Source organism: Amycolatopsis sp. NBRC 101858, from assembly GCF_030269325.1.
GTDB classification, from domain to species: Bacteria; Actinomycetota; Actinomycetes; order Mycobacteriales; family Pseudonocardiaceae; genus Amycolatopsis; species Amycolatopsis ponsaeliensis.
In genome coordinates this window covers 347,459-367,064 of the sequence record NZ_BSTD01000002.1, presented here as the reverse complement: position 1 = coordinate 367,064, position 19,606 = coordinate 347,459, and the positions used below count along the sequence as shown (strand labels likewise).

Below are 19,606 nucleotides of genomic sequence, written 5' to 3'. Positions count from 1 at the left end.
ACTCTCCATAGTTCAAAGCCTCGATCGCATGTTCCAGCGTCTACACTTCGAGGCATGGACCCGCTCGCCGCACTCCTCGACGGCCCCCGTGCCCACGGCGCGTTCCTGCTCCGCTCGGTACTGACCCCGCCGTGGTCCCTGCGCATCGAGGACGAAGCGCCGCTGACCGTCGTGTCGGTCGTGCGCGGCGAGGCGTGGATCGTCCCCGACGCCGGCGAGAGCGTCCTGCTCGGCGAAGGCGACGTCGCGATCGCCCGCGGCCCGGACCCGTACCTGGTCGCCGACCACCCGTCGACGCCGCCGCAGGCGCTGATCCTTCCCGGCCAGGAGTGCCGCACCCCCGACGGCGGGCACCTCACCGACTACGCCGACCTCGGCGTCCGCACCTGGGGCACCGGCGGCCCGGTCGTGCTGCTCACCGGCACGTACGGCATGGAAGGCGAGATCAGCAAGAAGCTCCTGGCCGCGCTGCCGGCGCTGATCGTCCTGCGGGCGGCCGACTGGCCGACGCCGCTGGTCGGGCTGCTCGCCGCCGAGATCGGCCGGGACGTGCCGGGGCAGGAGGCCGTCCTCGACCGGCTGCTGGACCTGCTGCTGATCGCCGCGCTGCGCACGTGGTTCGACCGGCCCGACACGAGCGCCCCGGCCTGGTACCGCGCCCACGACGACCCGATCGTCGGGCAGGCGCTGCGGCTGCTGCAGCACCAGCCGGCCGAGCCGTGGACGGTCGCGAAGCTCGCGGCCAACACCGGCGTTTCGCGAGCCGCACTGGCCCGCCGCTTCGCGACAACGGTCGGCGAGACACCGATGGCCTACCTCACGGGCTGGCGCCTCGCACTGGCCGCGGACCTCCTACGCCAGCAACCGGACGCGACGATCGGAGCGGTAGCCCACCAGGTCGGCTACGGCAGCGCGTTCGCCCTCAGTGCGGCCTTCAAGCGCGAGTTCGGCGTCAGTCCCCAGCGGTACCGGACGGCGTGAACGGAACCGAACGGGCTTCGACGAGCAGTTCGGGGGGTCATTTCAGGGCCTCGCCCAGCCGGTCGAGCCACTCGCCGGTGCCTTGCTCGCGCCACTCCGGCTTCTCCGCGCCGTCGAGGAACGTGCCCTGCTCGGTGAGGGTCAGCCGGGTGCCCGCGCCCTCGTCGGCCAGCTCGATGGTGGTCGTCGACAGCGTGGCCAGTTTGCCGCCGCCGCTCAGCGTGGAGGCGTAGACGATCCGCTGCCCGGGCACGATGTCGTGGTAGGTCGAGACCAGTGCCAGGACGCCACCGTCCGGCGTGAGCCCGTCGATGGTCTCCTGGCCGCCGACGCGGAAGTCCAGCTCGTGCGCCCCCTCGGAGACGAACCAGGCCTCCTTCGCCACCGGGTCCGCCCAAGCGGCGAACACCCGCTCCGGCGGGACCGGGTAGGTGCGTTCGAGGGTGAAGGTGGTGTGGATGACGGTCATGTCGTGCTCCCTTCCGACGGGCCGGGCGGCTCGGCGAGGAAGTCGCCGAGCCGGTCGAGCCTGCTTTCCCATGTGGTGCGCTGCCGGCCCAGCCAGTGCTCACCCGCGCGCAGCAGCTCCGGTTCGATCCGGCACGTGCGCACGCGGCCGTGCTTTTCCGACCGCACGATCCCGGCTGTTTCGAGCACCTGGAGGTGCTGCACCACGGCGGCGAGCGACATGGTCAGCGGCTCGGCGAGCTCACTGACCGACGCCGGCCCGCGCACGAGCCGCTCCACCAGTGCCCGCCGCGTCCGGTCGCCCAAGGCGCGGAACACCAGGTCCAGCTCATGGTCAAGCATGTGCTTAAGTTATGCCTGGTGCCGGTCGATAGTCAAGTAACTACTTGAGCATTGCCGCGACGTCCTCGGGCAAGCTGACCTCCGCCTCCCGCAGGACGGCGAGAGCCCTGGTCAGCGCGCGCTCGGCGTTGTCGGCCCGGCCGGTGCAGGCGCGGAGTTCGGCGCCGAGGTTCGTGGTGGTCTCGTGCATGGACCGGACGGTCTGCTCATGTGCCGCCTGCACGTCGGCCAGCCGCCGGTCGCCGTCCGCCCGAGCTTGGTCGAGAGCTGACCGATGGGCAGTAGCTGCCTTGGTCAGCTCTTCACGGGCGGTATCGAGCCGTCCGGCGGCAGCTTCCGCACGGGTTTCGGCCGCTGCCGCGCGCGTCTCGGCCGCGTCGAGGCGTTGGGTGGTGGTTTCCGAGCGGGCTTCGGCCGCATCCGCGCGTGCCGACGCGGCCTGGCTCCGTCCGCATTCCTCGTCGAGAGCCACGCGTGCGGCCGCGAGTTCGGTGGTCAGAGTGGCGATCACCGCGGCGCGTTCACCGGCGAGGGCGGCGCTGGCGTCGGCCCGCTCGGCGACCCGCCCGAGTTCGTCCCGCACCGCCGCCAGCTGTCCTTCAGCGCGTTGCTGCTCCTGCAGTGCGGCTCGCCGGGCGGCACTGCTCTCGTCCCGTTCCCGTCGTGCGGCAGCGGCTTCCTTCTCGGCAGCTGTGGCGACTTGGGCGGCATCCTCGGAGGCCTCCCGGGCCTGCGCGGCTTCGGCTTCGGCGAGCCCGCGCTGCCGACGGTGATCGTCAGCCTCCGCCAGGGCGGCGTCCCGTTCGGCGAGCGCGGCGGCCGTGGTGGCTTCCAGTTGGTGGCGCAGGGTCGTGAGCGTCTCGACGAGCCCTCGCGCGGGTTCGAGCACGCGGTCGACCTGCCCGGCGAGCGCGGTGACGGCTGTGTCGTCCAGCTCGGTGTCGCTCTCTCGCAGCGACTCGGCGTCCGACAAGACGGCTTCGGCGTCGCGGCAGGTGAGGTTCCGGCGCCCCCAGGTCTTCCCGTCCTGGCAGAACCGAGCCCGGCTCCCCCGCCCCACCGCCGGCGGCAGCGGCGCCCCACAGCGCCGGTACTCGCAAATCCGCGGCTGACCTGCATCTTCCGTCATGATCGAGAGCCTATCAAACCTTCTAATCAGAAGTAGAGGCAGCTGGTTCAAATTAGAAGATAATCAGGCGACCACCTGGGTTTTGATAAGGTCACATATCCAAACCCAGAACAACCCAGAAGACCGAAGGCTCGATGAGGCCGGATCGAGGGCCCCGAAAAACTAGGACCCCCCTTAACGTCAACCCAGAGTTGACGCTGCGGCCCGCTTCCGTTCCAGAAGGGCTCGCTCGGCCGAGTTGTGCGTCAGCTCGATCGCGGTCGCATAAGCAGCCACCGCTTCCCCACTCCGGCCGAGCCGGTCCAGGAGGTCCGCGCGGATCGCGTGGTACAGCGGGAACCCCGCCAGCTCCAGCTCCTCGACCAGGGCCAACGCCGCACCAGGACCGTCGACCTCGGCGACCGCCACCGCGCGGTTCAGCGCCACCACGGGCGTCGGCGTCACGGCCAGCAGCTGGTCGTACAACGCTTTGACCTGGGACCAGTCCGTTGGCGCGTCGCTGTGGACGGCCTGGATCGCCGCCTGGATCTGGTACGGGCCCGGCTGGTTGCGGCGCAGGCAGCGGCGGACGATCTCCTGACCCTCGGCGACCAGCTCCGCGTCCCACCCGGTGGGGTCCTGGTCGGCCAGCAGGACCACCGAGCCGTCGGGACCGGTGCGGGTCAGGCGGCGGGAGTCGATCAGCAGCATCAGCGCGAGCAGGCCCCAGACCTCCGGCTCGTCGGGCATCAGCCCGGCCAGGACGCGGGCGAGCCGGATCGCTTCGCGGCACAGGTCGTCGCGGACCAGGTCCTCCCCCGCGCTCGCCGTGTAGCCCTCGTTGAAGATCAGGTACAGCACGCCGAGCACCGCGGACAGCCGCGCCGGCAGGTCGGCGTCCTGCGGGACGCGGTACGGGATGCCCGCGTCCCGGATCTTGTTCTTCGCCCGCACGATCCGCTGGGCCATTGTGGGCTCGGCCACCAGGAACGCGCCGGCGATCTCCGCGGTGGTCAGGCCGCCGAGCAGCCGCAGGGTCAGCGCGACCTGCGCCGGGCGGGCCAGCGCGGGGTGGCAGCAGGTGAAGATCAGCCGGAGCCGTTCGTCGGGCACGGCGCCCTCCTCGACGGGCTCGGTTTCGGCATGCAGCAACGCGGCTTGGGCGTGCTTGTCCGCCCGGGCGGCTTCCCGGCGCAGGCGATCGATGGCCCGGTTGCGGGCGGTGGTGATGAGCCAGCCCGCCGGGCTCGGCGGCACCCCGTCCGCCGGCCACCGCCGGACCGCCTCGGCGAACGCGTCCTGCACGGCTTCTTCGGCGACGTCGATGCTCCCGAACACCCGCACCAGCACCGACACGGCACGGCCGTACTCCGCGGCGAAGACGTCCTCGACGCTCATCCGGCGAACGGCCGCACCTCGACCGGCAGCGGCGCGACGGCGTCGGCGAGCCGGCTGCCCCAGGCGAGCGCCGCGTCGAGGTCGGGCGCGGTGATGATGGTGAACCCGCCGAGGTGTTCCTTGCCCTCGGCGAAGGGGCCGTCGGTGACGAGCGTGTCGCCGTCGCCGGCCCTCAGCACGGTGGCGGTGGCGGGCGGGTGCAGCCCACCGGCGAACACCCAGGCCCCGGCCGCCTTGAGATCGGCGTTGAGGGCGTCGAGCTTCTTCACGACACCGTCGAGCACCTCGGGCGGCGGGGTCGGGCCGTCGGGCTGGTAGATGCTGAGCAGGTACTGCTTCACGTGGGCTCCTCTCGCTGGCTCGCCCCTCATACGAACGGCGCGCGGCCGGATCGACAGCGTCGCGGAACCGATTTTGCGTGGACACCACTGAAAGGATCAAGGCATGAGGATCCGCGTGTCCGACCACGAAACCACCGTCACCGTCCGCGGCACCCGCGGGCCCGCCGTGCTGCTCGTGCACTCCCTCGGCCTGGACCGCCGGATGTGGGACCCGGTGCTGGACCGCCTCGCCGAAGGCCGTCGCGTCTTCGCCTACGACGTCCGCGGCCACGGCTCGGCCGCCGACGCGCCGCTCCCGTTCACGATGGCGGCGACCGCCGCCGACCTCGTGGCCGTGCTGGACGCGCTCGAACTGGACGCTGCCCATGTAGCCGGGCTGTCGCTGGGCGGCGCGATCGCACAGACCGCCGCCGTGGCCGCGCCCGGGCGGTTCGCCTCGCTCACCCTGATGGCGGCGCCGGACCGGCCGGTGCCGGTGGCGTTCGAGGAACGTGCGCGGCTCGCCGAGACCGGCGGCATGACGCCGTTGATCGCCCCGACCTTGGCACGCTGGTTCACCCCGGAAGCGCTCGAAGCGGAGACCGAAGGCGTGCGCTACGCCCGTGAGTGCGTCGCCTCCTTCGACCCGGCCGCCTGGGCCTCGATCTGGCGCGGCTACGCCGGTCTCGACGTCTACGAGCGGCTCCGCGACTTCCCGGCGCCCGCACTGGCGCTCGCCGGCGACGCGGACGCGTCGATCCCGGTCGAGGGCATGGCCGCCATCGCGGCCCGGATCGGCGGCGGCGGCGCGAAGTTCGAGGTCGTCCCCGGGGCTCCGCACATCCAGACCCTGGAACGACCCGAAGCGGTGACCGACGCCCTGGGCCGGTTCCTGCCCGCGGAGATCGACATCCCGTAACCTCGGCGCGTGCCCGAGCTCGAACCGGTGACCGACGCCGCCCTCGCCGCCGCGAGCCCGCAGGACCGGCTCGCCCTGCTCGACGAAGCCGCCACCCGGCACGTCGACGGGCAACGGCCGCCGAACACGCTCAAGGCCTACGCCCAGGACTGGCAGGTGTGGCAGGACTACACCGCCGAAGCCGGGATCCCGCCGCTGTCGGCGTCGATCGGGGCCCTGACCGGGTTCGTCGTCTGGCTCGAACGCGGCCGCACGCTGCGTCCGGACGAGCGCGTCGTGCCGGAGGTGCCGGAACGGGCCGCCCCGGCGGCGCCGTCGACGATCGAACGGCGGCTCACCGGCGCGCTCGCCGGGCTGCGGCACCACAAGGTCGTCGTCGACCCCGAAGCGAGCCGTGCCGCGTGGCGCGCGCTGAAGGGCTACCGGCAGCGGCTGGCCCGCGAAGGCATCCAGCGCGGGCGCGGCAAGGCCACCATGGTCACGCTCCCGGACCTGCGGGCGATGTCACGGTCTTGCCCGGACACCCTGGCCGGCACGCGGGACCGGGCGATGCTGCTGATCGGGTTTCCCATCGCCGCGCGGTGTTCCGACCTGGCGAACCTGCTGGTCACCGACGTCGAACCGGTCGACGACCGGGGCCTGGCGGTGACCGTGCGGCACGGCAAGAGCACCGGCGACATGGTCGTCCCGCGCCGCGAGAGCCCCGACACCGACCCGGTGCGGGCGTGGCACGCGTGGCGCTCCGGCGCCGGGATCACCGAGGGGCCGGCGTTCCGCCGCGTCGACCGGCACGGCAACGTCGGTGAGCCCGCGCTGAGCACGACCGGCGTCAACCAGATCCTCACCCGGGCCGGCGTCCGGGCGGGCCTGCCGTACCCGGTCACCGGGCACTCGCTGCGGTCCGGGTTCGCCACCGAGGCCCGCCGCGCGGGTGCCGACGACCTCGCGATCGCCGACCAGGGGCGCTGGGTGCGCGGCAGCCGCGCGCTGTACGAGTACATCCGCCGGGTCGACCAGTGGAACGACAACGCGGCGGGCGTGCTCGACCTCTGAGTCACGGCGTCCGGGTGGCGCCGACGACTTCGCCGTCGAGGCGGGCGAGCCAGCTGCCGCAGAGGCAGCGCACGTAGTCGAGCCGGCGGGTGGCGGGCCGGGCCGCGGTCGCCGGCAGTTCGGCGAGCGGCCAGCCGCAGCGGGGGCAACGGTTTCCGTCCATACCCCGATCGTGGTGTAATGGCTTTGTGCACTTCAACCCTTACGGCGGCCCGGCCGCGCTCGTCGCCGCCGACCTGGTGAACGCGGGGTCCGCGAGCGAGCTGCTGGACGGGATGGTCCGCAACGGCATGTCCATCCCGGCGCTGACCGACGACGAAGCCACCCGGATCGCGGCCTGGGCCCACCGGTTGCGGCCGGTGTTCGCCGCGGCTCCGGAGGCGCGCGCGGCGCTGGTCAACGACCTGCTCGCGGAGGCGGCGTGCCGGCCGTACATCGCCACCCACGACGGCAAACCCGCCCACCTGCACTACTCGGCCGAAGACGCGGGCCCGGTCGGCCGCGTGCGGGCGTTCACCGCGGGCGGGCTCGCTCACCTGGTGTGCGAAGCGCCGGACCGCCTCGGGATCTGCGGCCGAGAGGGCTGCGAGACGGCGTACGTCGACACGTCCCGCAACGGCCGCCGCCGCTTCTGCTCGACCCGCTGCGCGACCCGCGTCCACGTCGCCGACCACCGGGCCCGCCAGCTCACGGCTTAGGCGCGTCGTCCGGCTTTCGCGCCCGCGACGCGAGGACTGTCAGGGTGGGCTCGCCCCCTTCGGCCCCTTCGGCGAACCGCTCGAACGTCAGCCCCGCGCCGAGGACCGCGACGTCGAGCTCCGGGTCGTCCCCGCGTGGACGCCGGTCGGCGACCGCGTCGGAGGCCCTCGTGCTTCCCGTGAACCGGCCAGGCCCGGGCGTAAGCCAGGCGTTCCACGTCAGGCGGAACTACGAAGCACCGCCAGCACCGCCTCCGCGAACTCCGCGGGCGCTTCCTGCGGCGCGTTGTGCCCGACACCCGGCAGGACGCGATGCTCGTACGGGCCGGTGAAGTGCTCCCGGTCCTCGGCCGCACTCGGGCCGCCGATGCCGTCGGCGTCGCCCTCCAGCACCACCGTCGGCACGGTGATCGGCGGCTCCGCGGCGATCAGCTCCTCCAGCTCGTCGTGGCGCGGGTCTCCCGCGGCCAGGCCGAAGCGGTGGCGGTACGAGTGGATCACCACGTCGACGAAGTCCGGGTTGTGCAGGCTCGGCGCGCTCGCCCGGAACGCCGAGGCCGCGCCCGCCCAGGTCGGGGACCACGTGCGCCAGAGCAGCTCGCACAGCTCGTCGCGGTTGCGCTCCAGGCCGCGGCGGCCGCGCTCGGAGTGGAAGTAGTACTGGTACCAGTAGGTCCGCTCCCACTCCGGCCGGGTCGGCTCGGCCGCCGACGCCAAGTGCTGGACGTTGTACCCGTCGACCGACACCAGCCCGCGGATCCGCGAAGGCCACAACGCGGCCGCGATGCACGCGGCGCGGCCGCCCCAGTCGTAGCCCGCGACCACCGCCCGCTCGATCGCGAGCGCGTCCAGGAAGTCGAGCAGGTCCTGGGCGAGCGCCGCCTGCTGGCCGGAGCGGGGCGTGTCCGCGGACCGGAAGCGCGTGCCGCCGAACCCGCGCAGGTACGGCACCAGCACGCGGGTCCCGGTGAGCCGGGCGGCGACTTCGTCGTAGCACCGGACGTCGTACGGGAAGCCGTGCAGCAGCACCACCGGAACGCCGTCCGGTGCGCCCGTCTCTTCGTACGCGAGGTCGAGCAGTGGTGTCGTCGTGAAGGCCATGGGCCGTGATCCTTCCAGCCGGCGGCTGCTTAGACTGCTGACATGAGCAAGCGCTTAGTGGTCATGGGGGACTCGTTCACCGAAGGCGTCGGGGACGACGATCCGGCCGCCCCGAACGGCGTGCGTGGCTGGGCCGACCGCGTCGCCGAGCAGCTTGCCGCGCGCGAGCCCGATTTCCGCTACGCCAACCTCGCCATCCGCGGCAAGCTGCTGCCGCAGGTGCTGGGCGAGCAGCTCGAGCCGGGGCTCGCCCTCGACCCCGACCTCGTCTCCCTCTACGCCGGCGGCAACGACCTCATGCGGCCCAAGGTCGACATCGACGCGATGCTCGTCGACTACGAAGCCGCCGTCGCCCGGGTCCGGTCCACCGGCGCCCGCCTGATCCTGTTCACCGGCGTCGACGGCGTCGAGGACCCGCTGTTCCGCGCCATCCGGGGCCGGGTGGCGATCTACAACGAGCTCGTGCGCGGCATCGCCGCCCGCCACGACGCGCTGCTGGTGGACCTGTGGTCGATGCGGCAGCTGTGCGACCGCCGGTTCTGGGCGCCGGACCGCCTGCACCTCAACGCGTTCGGGCACACCGAGGTCGCCATCGAGGTGCTGCGGGTCCTCGGTGTCGAGCACCCGCTGATCAGCCCGGAGCTGTCGCCGCGGGAGGTCCTGAGCCCGGCCGCGCGCCGCAGCCAGAACCTGCAGTGGGCGCGGGAGCACGCGCTGCCGTGGGTGCGGCGGCGGGTGAAGGGCGAGTCGTCCGGGGACACCATGGCCCCGAAGCGGCCGACGCTCGAGCCGGTCGGCTCAGCGCCGCTCCCCCGCTGACGGCCGGAGGCCGTCGAAGAGGATCGTCACGGCCCGGTCGCGCAGCCGCACGTCCGGGCCCGCGTACTCGGCGGCCTTGGCCACGCCGATGATGATCGTGATCAGCTCACCCGGGACGAGGTCTTCGCGGACCGCGCCCGCCGCCTGGGCGCGGGACAGCAGCACCCCGAGCGCACCGAGCAGCCGGGCACCGATGTCGGACTTGGCGTGCGGCACGCTCACCCCGGCGGCGGTGAGTGCCTCGAAGTAGGCGTTCTTCGCGCCGGACATCTCGATCCAGCCGGCGAGGAAGGTGAAGAACGCGGCGCCCGGGTCGGCGGAGTCGGCCGCCACGACGGCTTCGGCCTCGTCGGCGAACCGGTGCAGCCGCGCGACCAGCACGGCCTCCAGCAGGGCTTCCTTCGTCGGGAAGTGCCGGAACACGGTGCCGATGCCGACCCCGGCGGCGCGGGCGACCTCTTCGGTCGGCGCCCCGGTGCCCCGGGCGGCGAACACGCTCTCGGCCGCTTCCAGCACGCGCGCCCGGTTGCGCCGGGCGTCGGCGCGCAGGGGTTTCGTCTCGGCGGGATCAGCGGTCACCTGTCGATCGTAACGGCGACGGGTCGTCCCAGGCGTCCAGCAGCCGGGCCAGCGCGCGGGGCACGTGGGAGCGCCAGCCGCCGCCCATGATGCGCCGGGAGACGCGCTCGAACTCGTCGTCCGGGTCGAACCCTTCGTGGCTGAGGAAGAGCCGGGTGCCGGTGCCTTCCGGTTCCAGCCGCCAGGTGACCGTCCACCGTGGACCCCACCGGATGCCGAGTTTCCGCTCGGGCTCGACTTCCAAGACCTCGCACTCCACCGGGCCGCCGGCGAACCCGGCCGCGGGCACCGGCTCGGCCAGCAGCCGGAACCGGTGTCCCACCACGGGTTCGATGTCGTTGGGCATGTTGATCCAGCGCTCGAGCAGATCCGGCTCGGTCAGCGCGCGCCAGACCTTGCGGGCCGGGTGGGCGAGGAACTGGTCGACGTGGATCGCGGTCGAGTCGTCGTCGGTCACCGGTCCTCCTCCTCGTCGAGCAGGTCACGCAGGTTGGCGAGCTTGCTCCGCCAGAACCGCTCGTAGGGCGTCAGCCAGTCGGCGACCTCTTCGAGCGGGGCCGCGTCGAGGCGGTAGACGCGGTTGCGGCCCTGGCGCTGCTCGCTGACCAGGCCGGCCTCCCGAAGCACCCGAAGGTGTTCCGAGAGGCTCGGCCGGGCCATCTCGAACCGTTCGGCGATCGACCCGGCGGCCATCGGGCCGTCCAGCAGCAGCCGCAGGACCTCGCGGCGGGCCGGGCTGGCCAGGGCCGCGAAGACGTCGTCGTTGACCGGCATCAGTTCGGCACGTTCCCGAAGTCCGACGGCTCCAGCAGGCCGAGGACGTGGCCGTCGAGGTCCTTGAAGGACGTCGCGCGCCCCCACGGCCGCTCGTCCGGATCGGCGATCTCGACGCCGGCCGCCCGCAGCGCGGCGACGTCGGCGTCGAGATCGGTGGTGTGCAGCTGGAAGTGCCGCGGACCCGGCTCGATCCCGGCGACCTGCTGGTCGGTCAGGACCACGCCCGTCTGCGCACCCTTCGGAGCGACCATCACGAACCGGCCACCCTCGGGCGTGCGGCGGTCGACGAGCGCTTCGAAGCCGAGCTTGCCGACGTAGAAGTCCCGCGCGCGGGCGTGGTCGGCGACGGGCAGGGTCAGGAACTGCACGTGGGTGATCGTCATGCGATCGACCATACGTAGGAGATCTCCTACATGTCAACGGGGCTGCCGAACCACCGTTCGAGGGCCGCTCGCAGTGCCTTCCGCTCGGTGTCGTCGGGCTCGGCCGAGCTGGTCGCCCAGGCGACGTACCCGTCCGGGCGGATGAGCAACGCGGTCGCGTCGGCGTCCGCCGCGCCCGCGACGAGGTCGACGCGGTCGGCCCAGCCTCGCAGTTCGTCGCCCAGTGAGCCGGTGAAGTCCAGCAGCAGCGGCCGGGCGGTCCGGGTCAGCTCGGCGAGCCGGGTTCCGTCGGCCAGCGTCAGGTCCGGGGCCCACCGGCCGTCGAGCGGGTGGTCGGTGCCCGGTTCGTAGCGGACGTCCGCGCCGGACATCAGGTCGGCGATGTGCTGCACGGTGGCCGGCAGCCGCAGCAGTTCGCCGAAGAGCTCCCGCAGCGCCGTGACGTCGCGGCCCGGCGTGATCAGCGCGGACTGGGCCTGGGTGTGATCGCCGCGACCTGCCGCTGCGGCACGCCGAGGATGTGCAGCGAGTTGTGCTCGGGCAACGTGAGGTCCAGGCGCATCCCGCCGAAGACGAACGCGGGGGCGGGCGGGCCGATCGGGCCGGCGAGGCGGTCGTGCAGCCCGCGGCGGTCGAGCAGGCACACGACCTGGCCGACCAGGCCGTTGGCGCGGTTCTCCTCGGTCGGCTCGGGCAGCCGCTCCAGCACGAGCGGGCGGATGCCGGCGAGGGCGAGTTCGCAGGCGAGCATGAGGCCGTTGGGCCCGGCACCGGCGATGACGACGTCTTGCATGGCGGAACTCCTTGCGGTGAAAGGGCATGACGAACAAGCCCGGCGACCCTGCCGGGCGTGGTGCGGAGGGCTCAGCGCGGTTCGGGCAGGCCGGCGGCGAGCCGGCCGAACACGTCCTGGAGCAGGTCTTCCATCGGCCGCGGCTCGGTTCCGAGCCACTGCTGCGTGACGACGTTGAGCGCGGCGGCGACGACACCGGCGACGAGCTTCGGGTAGACGTCCGCCTCGGCGTCGGTGCCGGTGCGATCGGCGACGACCCGGGCGATCTCGGCTTCACCCGCCGCGCCGGCCTTGTGGAACTCGCCCTGCAGTGCGGGTTCCGCGACCATCAGCCGGATTCCGGCGAGCCACGACTGGTCGGGCGCCCGGCCTTCGGTCACCGGCTCGCCGAGGGCGAAACCGGCCAGCGCGGCCGCGGTGATGGCCTCCCAGATGGGCTCGCCGGCCGGGCGTTCCCGCAGTGCTTCGGCGATCGCGCGGGCCCGGTCGTGGTGACGGGCGACGATGGCCTCGCCCTTGGTGCCGAAGTAGTTGCTGAAGGTCCGGGTGGACACCCCGGCTTCGGCGGCGATGTCTTCGATCCGGATGTTGGCGTAGCCGCGCTCCACGGTGAGCCGGATGGCCGCCCAGCTCAGCGCGATGCGGGTCTCCTGCTTCTTGCGCTCACGCAGCCCTTTGGCGTCCATGGGTTCACCATAGCCGAACTTGCAGATTCTGCAAAGTTGCAGAATCTGCACTTTGTTCATCACCGACTGGACGAGATAGCGGTCATCGATCGCCGAAACCGTCGACGGGCGTCACACTGTTGTGTGACATCGGTCACCGGAGGTGTTGCGAGATGGTGTTGGGCGACAACAGCGTCACTCACAAGGTGGAACCGGACAGCAAGTCCGGGAAGGTGCAAGTACGGCGTGCGGCGCTGGCGAGCGCGATCGGCACGACCATCGAGTGGTACGACTTCTTCCTCTACAACACCGCGGCGGCGCTGGTCTTCCCGCACCTGTTCTTCCCCGCGTCGAGCGCCTACGCGGGCGCGATGCAGTCCTTCGCGACCTACGCGGTCGGGTTCGCCGCCCGCCCGGTCGGGGCCGCGATCTTCGGGCACTGGGGCGACCGGATCGGCCGCAAGACGACCCTGATCGTCACGCTGCTGCTGATGGGCATCTCCTCCGGTGTCGTCGGGATGCTGCCCGGGACGTCGGCGATCGGGTTCGCGGCGCCGCTGATCCTGGTGCTGCTGCGGCTGGTCCAGGGCATCGCGATCGGCGGTGAGTGGAGCGGCTCGGTGCTGCTCGCGATGGAGTGGGGCGACCAGAAGAAACGCGGCCTGCTCGGCAGCTTCGCGCAGATCGGCGTCCCGGTCGGGCTGGTGCTCGGCACCGGCGGCATGACGCTGCTGTCGGCGGTCCTCTCCCCCGAGGACTTCGACTCCTGGGGCTGGCGGCTGCCGTTCCTGGCGAGCCTCATCCTGGTCGCGGTCGGCCTCGTGATCCGGCTGAAGATCCTCGAGACGCCGATGTTCGCCAAGCTCGTCAAGAGCGGCCAGACGGCGAAGACGCCGGTGCTCGACGCGATCCGCCACCACTGGCGCGAAATCCTGCTCTCCTCCGGCGTGCGGTTCAGCGAGCAGATGCCGTTCTACCTGTTCACCAGCTACGTGCTGATCTACGTCGTGTCGCGGCACGACTTCAGCAAGACGTTCGTGCTCAACGCGGTCCTCGTCGGTGCCGCATGCGAGCTCGCGCTGATCCCGTTCTTCTCGACGCTGTCCGACCGCATCGGCCGCAAACGGGTGTACCTGGCCGGGGCGGTGTTCACCGGCGTGATCGCGTTCCCGTACTTCACGATCCTGGCGCACGGCAACCACGCGCTGGTCTTCGTCGCGGTCGTGGTGTCGTTCATCCCGCACGCGCTGCAGTACGGCCCGCAGGCGGCGCTGATCGGCGAGAGCTTCCCGACGCACCTGCGCTACGGCGGCGCGGGGCTGGGCTACCAGCTGGCGTCGGTGTTCGCGGGCGGGCCGGCGCCGCTGCTGGCGACGTGGCTCCTGCACCAGACCGGGACGCCGTACTCGATTTCGGGGTACATCATCCTGTCGGCGGTGGTCACGGTGGTGTGCGTGATCTTCCTGAAGGACCGCTCGAAGGCCGACATCGACGACGTGACCGTGTACCAGCGTTCCTGAACGACGAAAGGGGCCTCCCACCGAAGTCCGGTGAGAGGCCCCTTTCGTTCACGTCAGCGGCGCGGACCCTGGGGTCCGCCGAACGGGGGCTGCTGCGGGAACGGCCCGCTGCCCGGGTTCTGCGGGCCGCCGAACTGGCCCGGCGGCGGGGACTGCGGCGGCTGGCCCTGGTACCCGGCGCCCTGGTGCGGGCCGGCCGGGGACTGCGGCTGCGGGAGCGGCTGGCCGCTCTGCGGCGTCGGCGGCTGCTGGGGCGCGGGCGTGACCTCGGTGCCCCGCTCCTCGTCCGCCGGCTCCACCTCGGGCTGCTGCAGTTGCTGCTGCTGGACCGGGCGCGGGATCGCCGGGCGGGCGGGCGGCGCCGACGGCGTGCCGAGGGCCGGGACCTCCTGGCGTGCCACGGCCTCGGCGGCCGCCACGGCCTCGGCGACCTTCGGGTCGCTCTTCGTCTCGAACCAGCTCGAGACCTCTTCGTCCTCGAGGTCGGGCTTGGCCGGGACGTCGTCGTCCTTCGGCGGCTCGTAGCGGAAGACGCCGTCGTCGCCCGGGGCGCCGAGCGCGCGGGCGAAGCCTTCGAGGGCCTTGCCGTAGTCGCTCGGGATCATCCAGACCTTGTTCGCGTCGCCCTGCGCCATCTGCGGCAGCGTCTGCAGGTACTGGTAGGCCAGCACCTCCGGCGTCGGGCGGCCGGCCTTGATCGCGGCGAACACCTTCTCGATCGCCTTCGCCTGGCCCTGCGCCTGCAGGTACCGCGCGGCGCGTTCACCCTGCGCCCGCAGGATGCGCGACTGCCGCTCGGCCTCGGCCGCGAGGATGGTCGCCTGGCGGGCACCTTCGGCGGAGAGGATCTGGCTCTGCTTCTGGCCTTCCGCGGTCTTGATCGCCGACTCCCGCTGGCCTTCCGCGGTGAGGATCATGGCGCGCTTCTCGCGGTCGGCGCGCATCTGCTTCTCCATCGAGTCCTGGATGGAGGGCGGCGGGTCGATCGCCTTGAGCTCGACGCGGCCGACGCGGATGCCCCAGCGGCCGGTCGCCTCGTCGAGGACGCCGCGCAGCTGCGTGTTGATCGAGTCGCGCGAGGTCAGCGTCTGCTCAAGGCTCATGCCACCGACCACGTTGCGGAGCGTGGTGGTGGTCAGCTGCTCGACACCGACGATGTAGTTCGAGATCTCGTACACCGCGGCGCGCGAGTCGGTGACCTGGAAGTACACGACGGTGTCGATCGACACCGTCAGGTTGTCCTCGGTGATGACCGGCTGCGGCGGGAACGAGACGACCTGCTCGCGCAGGTCGATCCGGGCGCGCACCTTGTCCAGGAACGGCACCAGGAAGGTCAGGCCCGGCGACGCCACCGTGCGGAACCGGCCCAGCCGCTCGATCACGGCCGACTGCGCCTGCGGCACGACCATGATCGCCTTGGCTACCGTGATGATCACGAAGAGAGCCAGTAAGACGACCACGATGATCACAGTGGTGGTCAAGAGATCTTCCCCTTACCTAGTACCATTCTTGCGCGGTTGACGGAGTTCCGGGCGCCGCGGGCGGGCTCACCGTGAGCGTCAGCTCTTTCGTGGTGACGCCCCAGCGTCCGGTGGTGTCGTGCAGGACCGTCCACACTGTACGGTGCAGGTCCCCCGGTGCGGTGACGGCGCGCTCGGCCGTGGTCAGGCTCGCTTCCTGCCGCAGCGCCGTGGTGGTCAGCTGTTCGATCGCGATCGCCGGGTTGCCGATTTCGTACGTCGCCAGCTTCGGGTCGGTGACGGCGAAGATGACTTCGAATCCGATGTGGACTTCCCGTCCGTCGCCGGCCTCGATGACCCGGGGCGGTGCGGACAGGATCTGGTCGCCGAGATCGACGCGCGCCCGGACGGTGTCGGCGAACGGCAGCACGAAGTGCCGGCCGGGGCCGAGCACGGCGCGGAACCGCCCGCCGCGTTCGATCACCGCGGCCCGGCCCTCGGGGACGACGACGAGACCCAGGCTCACGGCTCGGCCGACACGACGGCGGTGGCACCCGAGATCTCGACGACCGTGACGGACGTGCCGGGCTTGATCGGTTCGTGGTGCTCCGAGAGGCTGCGCGCGGACCAGACGTCGCCGGCCAGCTTCACCTGCCCGGCCTCGTAGTCCACTGTGGACAGGACGACGGCGCGGGCGCCGATGAGGGCCTCGATGCCGGTGCGGTGCCCGGTGCCGGCGAGGAAGCGCCGCTTCAGCGCCGGGCGGATCAGCACGAGCATCCCGACCGAGGCGACGGCGAACACGGCGACGTCGATGAAGATGTTCCCGGTGAGCACGTCGGCTCCGGCGCCGAACAGCGCGCCGACGCCCAGCATGATCAGCACGAAGTCGCCGGAGAGGACTTCCGCGATCATCAGGGCGATGCCGACGATCAACCAGACCACTGCCCATGCCATGGCTTCATGCTCTCAGATCGCGCCGGTTCGCACCGGCGCAGTGACTCGACGTGACCTACGCGTGACCTTGGACAAATCAGACATTCAGGCCTCTTCCGTCGACTCGGTGACGAAGTCGATGAGCCGTTCCACGGCCCCGATGAGCGGGGTCTCGAGGTCGCGGAAACTGCTCACCCCGCTCAGGACACGTTGCCAGCCTTCGTAAGGTTGCCCCCAGCCGAGCGCGTCGCAGATCCCCTGCTTCCACTCGGTGCCGCGGGGGATCTTCGGCCACGCCCTGATGCCGACGGCCTCGGGCCGCACGGCCTCCCAGACGTCGATGTAGGGATGCCCGGTGACCAGCACGTTCTCGTCGTGGACGGCCTCGACGAGGCGGGACTCCTTGCTGCCGGGCACGAGGTGGTCGACGAGCACACCCAGTCGCCTGCCGGGTCCGGTGCCGAACTCGGCGATGCGGTCACTCAGCACGTCGACGCCGTCCAGGGGCTCCACGACGACGCCTTCGACGCGCAGGTCGTGGCCCCAGACGCGTTCGACGAGCTCGGCGTCGTGCTTGCCCTCGACCCAGATGCGCGAGTCGCGGGCGACGCGGGCCTGCAGGCCCTGCACCTTGACCGACCCGGACGCGCTCACCTGTTTGACCGGCGCCTTCACCGTCTTGACCGGCACCAGCGTGACCGGTTTGCCCTCCAGCAGGAACCCGGCCGGGGCGAGCGGGAACACGCGGTGGCGGCCCTTGCCGTCTTCGAGCACGACGTTCCCGTACTCGATCTTGATCACGGCGCCGCAGAACCCGCTGGCCGGGTCTTCGACCACGAGGCCGGGTTCGGCGGGGACCTCCGGCACCTTCTTGCGGCGCGGGCCGGCGAGCACGTCGTCATAGGAATGGGGGCGCACGACCAGGCAACCTAGTGGGCGGGGTGCCCCGGCCGGGTCATGCCACGCCGGTCAGCGGGCCAACTCCAGGACCGCGTCGGTGAACGGCGACCGCTCGCCGCGGCGCAAAGGCGACAATGCGACCAGCGGGGCCATCGCGACGCACCAGGCCCGGACGCGCTCGGCGTCGAAGCCGGCCACGTGCGGGGCGAGCGCGGCGAGGCCGTCGTCGAGCGTGCCGCCCTTCGCCATGGGCACGAACATCCAGTCGATGGCGTCGAGCGCCGGGTCGCCGAGACCGGGGCGCGGGTCGATGGCGACCGCGCCGCGGCCGGGTCCGGCGTCCAGGACGTTCGCGGGGTGGAGGTCGCCGTGGATCAGCGTGACCGGTCCGCTGGTGGCGAGCGCGAGCGCGCGCTCACGGCCCTTGTCCAGGGTTTCGGCGCTCAGGTGCGCGGCGGCCGGGGATTCGCGGCGGCGGCGTTCGGAGAGGGTGAAGATGAACTCGATGCCGTCGGCCAGCCGTCCGAACTCGCCCACCGGTTCGGCGGCGTGCAGCTGGTCGAGCATCTCGCCGATTTCGGCCCACGGGACGTCGCCGTCGACCTGGGTGCCCGGGACGAGCCCTTCCAGGAGGATCGCGTGGGCGTCGAGGTCGGCGTCGAGCACCTGGACGACGCGGGAGCAGCCGGCCCAGGCGCGCAGCCCGGTGACCTCGAGCCGGGCCACCTCGGGGTCCGGCGTCAGCTTGAGCACGCGCAGGTCACCGCCAGGACCGGTGCACAGCAGCGTGCGGCCGGTGTTGCCCGGCCGGGCTTCGCGGACCTCGAGGTTCCACTGCGCGGTGAGCCGGGCGACCAGCTCCGGGAGGGCGTCGCACCAGGGTTCGGCCAGCTCCGCGCCGAAGCGGTCGACGAGCCGCGCCCGGGCGGCGTCGTCGATCAGAACAGGGGCCACGGGATGGCACGCCAGTCGTCGCCGGGCTCGGGGAAGATGCCTTCGGCCAGCAGCAGGTCGGTGCGTTCGGCCAAGGCGCGGATCTCGAACTTGGTGATGTGCTCGGCCAGCGTCTTGCCGAGGCCGCCGTCGATCTCCGAGCGCAGCTTCCGCAGCTTCTCGACGGTGTCCGGCGGGACCGGTTCGCCGATCCAGCCCCACAGGACGGTCCGCAGCTTGGGATCGGTGTGCAGGCAGATGCCGTGGTCGACGCCGTAGACGCGGCCGTCCAAGCCGGGCAGCAGGTGCCCGCCCTTGCGGTCGGTGTTGTTGACGACGATGTCGAGCACGGCGAGGTCACGCAGCCCGGGGTGGTCGGCGTGGGCCAGCACCGCGGGCTCGCCGAGCCGGTCGTGGGCGTGCAGCACGACGCGCCAGTCTTCGGGGAGGTCGTCGGGCGCGCGGACCTCGACCAGGTCGTCCTCGGTCGTCTCGATCCACAGCTGGACCATGCCGGGGCCGAACGGCCCGTCGCGCAGGACGGTCGGCGGGATCGCGCCGATGCCGGCGGCCTCGCTGATGATCGCGGTGGCGACCTCGCGCCCGGCGAGCGTGCCGTCGGGGAAGTCCCACAGCGGCCGCTCCCCCGACACCGGCTTGTACACGACGCGGCCGGTGACGCCGTCGAGCTCGATGGCGCAGAAGAGCGTGACGTTCGAGGCGTCGACGAGCCGTCCTTCGACGTCGATGCGGCCGTGGGTGACGAGCTCGCGGGACGCCGGGTCGGCCGGATCCGGCTGTTCCGCCGGCGTGTCGGCCATGGTCAGTCTTCGTCCGCGTCGGTCTCGCGCCGGTAGCCGTTCTGCCGCGGGCAGATGTGCCCGGTCGGGTCGAGCGGCTCCCCGCACAGCGGGCACGGCTTGCGGCCGGCGTTGACGACGCGGTCGGCTCGCTCGGCGAAGGCGCGGGCGGCGGCCGGGGTGAGGAAGACGCGGACGGCGTCCGGGCCCTCCTCGGTGTCGTCGAGCACGACCGTCTCGTCGACCTCGCCCTCGGTGATGGCGAGCAGCTCGATGACGACCGCGCTGCTGTCGGCGTCCCAGCCGAGACCCATGGTGCCGACGCGGAACTCCTCCTCGACCGGCACGGTGAGGGGGTCGACGTCGAGCTGGTCGTCGGGGACGTCGTCGGGCACGTCGGCACCGAAGCGGCTGGCGACCTCCTCGAGCAGGGAGCCGAGGCGCTCCGCGAGGACGACGACCTGCTGTTTTTCGATGGTGACGCTGATGGTGCGCACGTCCTCGGAGGCCTGGAGGTAGAACGTGCGATCGCCGGGCTCGCCGACGGTGCCGGCGACGAACCGATCCGGCTGGCGGAAGACGTGGATTACGCGAGACATAGCACTGTCGACCCTAGGCCACCGCCGCATGATCGGCATCCGCCGCCCCACCCT

General features: G+C 72.0%; 25 protein-coding genes and 1 pseudogene. 6 read left to right on the top strand and 20 right to left on the bottom strand.

Annotated features, from left to right (window positions below):
* Positions 1-54 precede the first annotated feature (54 nt).
* Positions 55-981: an AraC family transcriptional regulator gene (locus QSK39_RS14880; RefSeq protein WP_285478325.1), complete on the top strand. Its 927-nt coding sequence runs from the start codon at positions 55-57 to the stop codon at positions 979-981.
* Between the two features lie 37 nt (positions 982-1,018).
* Here the strand turns inward: QSK39_RS14880 and QSK39_RS14875 are convergent, their stop codons facing one another.
* The 5 genes from QSK39_RS14875 to QSK39_RS14855 form a co-directional block, all read right to left on the bottom strand.
* A complete protein-coding gene (locus QSK39_RS14875; protein WP_285478324.1) occupies positions 1,019-1,450 on the bottom strand; it encodes an SRPBCC family protein in 432 nt (143 codons plus the stop codon).
* On the bottom strand, positions 1,447-1,791 hold the full coding sequence (locus QSK39_RS14870; RefSeq protein ID WP_285478323.1) for an ArsR/SmtB family transcription factor: 345 nt from the start codon (positions 1,789-1,791) through the stop codon (positions 1,447-1,449). Before QSK39_RS14870 ends, QSK39_RS14875 begins: the two co-directional genes overlap by 4 nt.
* Before the next feature lie 40 nt (positions 1,792-1,831).
* On the bottom strand, positions 1,832-2,764 hold the full coding sequence (locus QSK39_RS14865; RefSeq protein ID WP_285478322.1) for a hypothetical protein: 933 nt from the start codon (positions 2,762-2,764) through the stop codon (positions 1,832-1,834).
* 336 nt (positions 2,765-3,100) lie between these two features.
* Complete coding sequence (locus tag QSK39_RS14860; RefSeq protein WP_285478321.1) at positions 3,101-4,297, bottom strand: RNA polymerase sigma factor; 1,197 nt, start codon at positions 4,295-4,297, stop codon at positions 3,101-3,103.
* Positions 4,294-4,638, bottom strand: a complete 345-nt coding sequence (locus QSK39_RS14855) for a YciI family protein (protein ID WP_285478320.1) — start codon at positions 4,636-4,638, stop codon at positions 4,294-4,296. Before QSK39_RS14855 ends, QSK39_RS14860 begins: the two co-directional genes overlap by 4 nt.
* A gap of 103 nt (positions 4,639-4,741) precedes the next feature.
* On the opposite strand from QSK39_RS14855, the gene QSK39_RS14850 reads away from it, so the two are divergent.
* The gene (locus QSK39_RS14850; RefSeq protein WP_285478319.1) at positions 4,742-5,536 is read left to right on the top strand and encodes an alpha/beta fold hydrolase; all 795 of its coding nucleotides are present in this window, start codon (positions 4,742-4,744) and stop codon (positions 5,534-5,536) included.
* Between the two features lie 9 nt (positions 5,537-5,545).
* The gene (locus tag QSK39_RS14845) at positions 5,546-6,589 is read left to right on the top strand and encodes a site-specific integrase (protein WP_285478318.1); all 1,044 of its coding nucleotides are present in this window, start codon (positions 5,546-5,548) and stop codon (positions 6,587-6,589) included.
* A gap of 1 nt (position 6,590) precedes the next feature.
* Here QSK39_RS14845 and QSK39_RS14840 read toward each other — a convergent pair whose 3' ends face one another.
* Positions 6,591-6,752 carry a hypothetical protein gene (locus tag QSK39_RS14840; RefSeq protein WP_285478317.1) on the bottom strand — a complete coding sequence of 54 codons (162 nt, stop codon included), beginning with the start codon at positions 6,750-6,752 and terminating at the stop codon, positions 6,591-6,593.
* A gap of 25 nt (positions 6,753-6,777) precedes the next feature.
* Here QSK39_RS14840 and QSK39_RS14835 point away from each other — a divergent pair, with 25 nt between their 5' ends.
* Positions 6,778-7,287 (top strand): CGNR zinc finger domain-containing protein, encoded by a 510-nt coding sequence (locus QSK39_RS14835; protein ID WP_285478316.1) that lies wholly within the window; start codon positions 6,778-6,780, stop codon positions 7,285-7,287.
* 219 nt (positions 7,288-7,506) lie between these two features.
* Here QSK39_RS14835 and QSK39_RS14830 read toward each other — a convergent pair whose 3' ends face one another.
* Entirely contained in the window at positions 7,507-8,388 is an 882-nt protein-coding gene (locus QSK39_RS14830) for an alpha/beta fold hydrolase (RefSeq protein WP_285478315.1), read from the bottom strand.
* Positions 8,389-8,430: 42 nt separating this feature from the next.
* On the opposite strand from QSK39_RS14830, the gene QSK39_RS14825 reads away from it, so the two are divergent.
* The gene (locus QSK39_RS14825; protein ID WP_285478314.1) at positions 8,431-9,207 is read left to right on the top strand and encodes an SGNH/GDSL hydrolase family protein; all 777 of its coding nucleotides are present in this window, start codon (positions 8,431-8,433) and stop codon (positions 9,205-9,207) included.
* Here the strand turns inward: QSK39_RS14825 and QSK39_RS14820 are convergent.
* The 6 genes and pseudogenes from QSK39_RS14820 to QSK39_RS14795 all read right to left on the bottom strand — a co-directional run bounded on the left by QSK39_RS14820 (position 9,187) and on the right by QSK39_RS14795 (position 12,425).
* Positions 9,187-9,786, bottom strand: coding sequence for a TetR/AcrR family transcriptional regulator (locus QSK39_RS14820; RefSeq protein ID WP_285478313.1), 600 nt, complete (start codon positions 9,784-9,786; stop codon positions 9,187-9,189). The two genes, QSK39_RS14825 and QSK39_RS14820, sit on opposite strands and share 21 nt — an antisense overlap.
* A complete protein-coding gene (locus QSK39_RS14815) occupies positions 9,776-10,243 on the bottom strand; it encodes an SRPBCC family protein (protein ID WP_285478312.1) in 468 nt (155 codons plus the stop codon). Before QSK39_RS14815 ends, QSK39_RS14820 begins: the two co-directional genes overlap by 11 nt.
* Positions 10,240-10,560: a metalloregulator ArsR/SmtB family transcription factor gene (locus tag QSK39_RS14810; protein WP_285478311.1), complete on the bottom strand. Its 321-nt coding sequence runs from the start codon at positions 10,558-10,560 to the stop codon at positions 10,240-10,242. The genes QSK39_RS14815 and QSK39_RS14810 overlap by 4 nt, the downstream gene beginning before the upstream one ends.
* Complete coding sequence (locus tag QSK39_RS14805; RefSeq protein WP_285478310.1) at positions 10,560-10,946, bottom strand: VOC family protein; 387 nt, start codon at positions 10,944-10,946, stop codon at positions 10,560-10,562. Before QSK39_RS14805 ends, QSK39_RS14810 begins: the two co-directional genes overlap by 1 nt.
* Positions 10,947-10,972: 26 nt before the next feature.
* Positions 10,973-11,739, bottom strand: a pseudogene (locus QSK39_RS14800) (aromatic-ring hydroxylase C-terminal domain-containing protein).
* Positions 11,740-11,810: 71 nt separating this feature from the next.
* Positions 11,811-12,425, bottom strand: a complete 615-nt coding sequence (locus QSK39_RS14795) for a TetR/AcrR family transcriptional regulator (RefSeq protein ID WP_285478309.1) — start codon at positions 12,423-12,425, stop codon at positions 11,811-11,813.
* Between the two features lie 152 nt (positions 12,426-12,577).
* Here QSK39_RS14795 and QSK39_RS14790 point away from each other — a divergent pair, with 152 nt between their 5' ends.
* A complete protein-coding gene (locus QSK39_RS14790) occupies positions 12,578-13,924 on the top strand; it encodes an MFS transporter (RefSeq protein ID WP_285478308.1) in 1,347 nt (448 codons plus the stop codon).
* A gap of 53 nt (positions 13,925-13,977) precedes the next feature.
* On the opposite strand, the gene QSK39_RS14785 is transcribed toward QSK39_RS14790, so the two are convergent.
* The 7 genes from QSK39_RS14785 to QSK39_RS14755 form a co-directional block, all read right to left on the bottom strand.
* The gene (locus QSK39_RS14785) at positions 13,978-15,333 is read right to left on the bottom strand and encodes an SPFH domain-containing protein (RefSeq protein WP_285479907.1); all 1,356 of its coding nucleotides are present in this window, start codon (positions 15,331-15,333) and stop codon (positions 13,978-13,980) included.
* Between the two features lie 88 nt (positions 15,334-15,421).
* A complete protein-coding gene (locus tag QSK39_RS14780) occupies positions 15,422-15,910 on the bottom strand; it encodes an SPFH domain-containing protein (RefSeq protein ID WP_285478307.1) in 489 nt (162 codons plus the stop codon).
* Positions 15,907-16,341 (bottom strand): NfeD family protein, encoded by a 435-nt coding sequence (locus tag QSK39_RS14775; RefSeq protein ID WP_285478306.1) that lies wholly within the window; start codon positions 16,339-16,341, stop codon positions 15,907-15,909. The genes QSK39_RS14780 and QSK39_RS14775 overlap by 4 nt, the downstream gene beginning before the upstream one ends.
* A gap of 84 nt (positions 16,342-16,425) precedes the next feature.
* Complete coding sequence (locus QSK39_RS14770) at positions 16,426-17,238, bottom strand: DUF3097 domain-containing protein (RefSeq protein ID WP_285478305.1); 813 nt, start codon at positions 17,236-17,238, stop codon at positions 16,426-16,428.
* 51 nt (positions 17,239-17,289) lie between these two features.
* Positions 17,290-18,174, bottom strand: a complete 885-nt coding sequence (locus tag QSK39_RS14765; RefSeq protein WP_285478304.1) for an aminoglycoside phosphotransferase family protein — start codon at positions 18,172-18,174, stop codon at positions 17,290-17,292.
* Complete coding sequence (locus tag QSK39_RS14760; RefSeq protein WP_285478303.1) at positions 18,159-18,974, bottom strand: SCO1664 family protein; 816 nt, start codon at positions 18,972-18,974, stop codon at positions 18,159-18,161. Before QSK39_RS14760 ends, QSK39_RS14765 begins: the two co-directional genes overlap by 16 nt.
* Positions 18,975-18,976: 2 nt before the next feature.
* Entirely contained in the window at positions 18,977-19,552 is a 576-nt protein-coding gene (locus QSK39_RS14755) for a DUF3090 domain-containing protein (RefSeq protein WP_284744820.1), read from the bottom strand.
* Positions 19,553-19,606 lie beyond the last annotated feature (54 nt).

Coding starts and splice junctions, on each gene's coding strand:
- QSK39_RS14880 (WP_285478325.1), top strand. CDS start 55: ATGGACCCGCTCGCCGCACTCCTCGACGGCCCCCGTGCCCACGGCGCG.
- QSK39_RS14875 (WP_285478324.1), bottom strand. CDS start 1,450: ATGACCGTCATCCACACCACCTTCACCCTCGAACGCACCTACCCGGTC.
- QSK39_RS14870 (WP_285478323.1), bottom strand. CDS start 1,791: ATGCTTGACCATGAGCTGGACCTGGTGTTCCGCGCCTTGGGCGACCGG.
- QSK39_RS14860 (WP_285478321.1), bottom strand. CDS start 4,297: ATGAGCGTCGAGGACGTCTTCGCCGCGGAGTACGGCCGTGCCGTGTCG.
- QSK39_RS14850 (WP_285478319.1), top strand. CDS start 4,742: ATGAGGATCCGCGTGTCCGACCACGAAACCACCGTCACCGTCCGCGGC.
- QSK39_RS14840 (WP_285478317.1), bottom strand. CDS start 6,752: ATGGACGGAAACCGTTGCCCCCGCTGCGGCTGGCCGCTCGCCGAACTG.
- QSK39_RS14830 (WP_285478315.1), bottom strand. CDS start 8,388: ATGGCCTTCACGACGACACCACTGCTCGACCTCGCGTACGAAGAGACG.
- QSK39_RS14825 (WP_285478314.1), top strand. CDS start 8,431: ATGAGCAAGCGCTTAGTGGTCATGGGGGACTCGTTCACCGAAGGCGTC.
- QSK39_RS14810 (WP_285478311.1), bottom strand. CDS start 10,560: ATGCCGGTCAACGACGACGTCTTCGCGGCCCTGGCCAGCCCGGCCCGC.
- QSK39_RS14805 (WP_285478310.1), bottom strand. CDS start 10,946: ATGACGATCACCCACGTGCAGTTCCTGACCCTGCCCGTCGCCGACCAC.
- QSK39_RS14795 (WP_285478309.1), bottom strand. CDS start 12,425: ATGGACGCCAAAGGGCTGCGTGAGCGCAAGAAGCAGGAGACCCGCATC.
- QSK39_RS14790 (WP_285478308.1), top strand. CDS start 12,578: ATGGTGTTGGGCGACAACAGCGTCACTCACAAGGTGGAACCGGACAGC.
- QSK39_RS14785 (WP_285479907.1), bottom strand. CDS start 15,333: ATGGTCGTGCCGCAGGCGCAGTCGGCCGTGATCGAGCGGCTGGGCCGG.
- QSK39_RS14775 (WP_285478306.1), bottom strand. CDS start 16,341: ATGGCATGGGCAGTGGTCTGGTTGATCGTCGGCATCGCCCTGATGATC.
- QSK39_RS14760 (WP_285478303.1), bottom strand. CDS start 18,974: ATGGCCGACACGCCGGCGGAACAGCCGGATCCGGCCGACCCGGCGTCC.
- QSK39_RS14755 (WP_284744820.1), bottom strand. CDS start 19,552: ATGTCTCGCGTAATCCACGTCTTCCGCCAGCCGGATCGGTTCGTCGCC.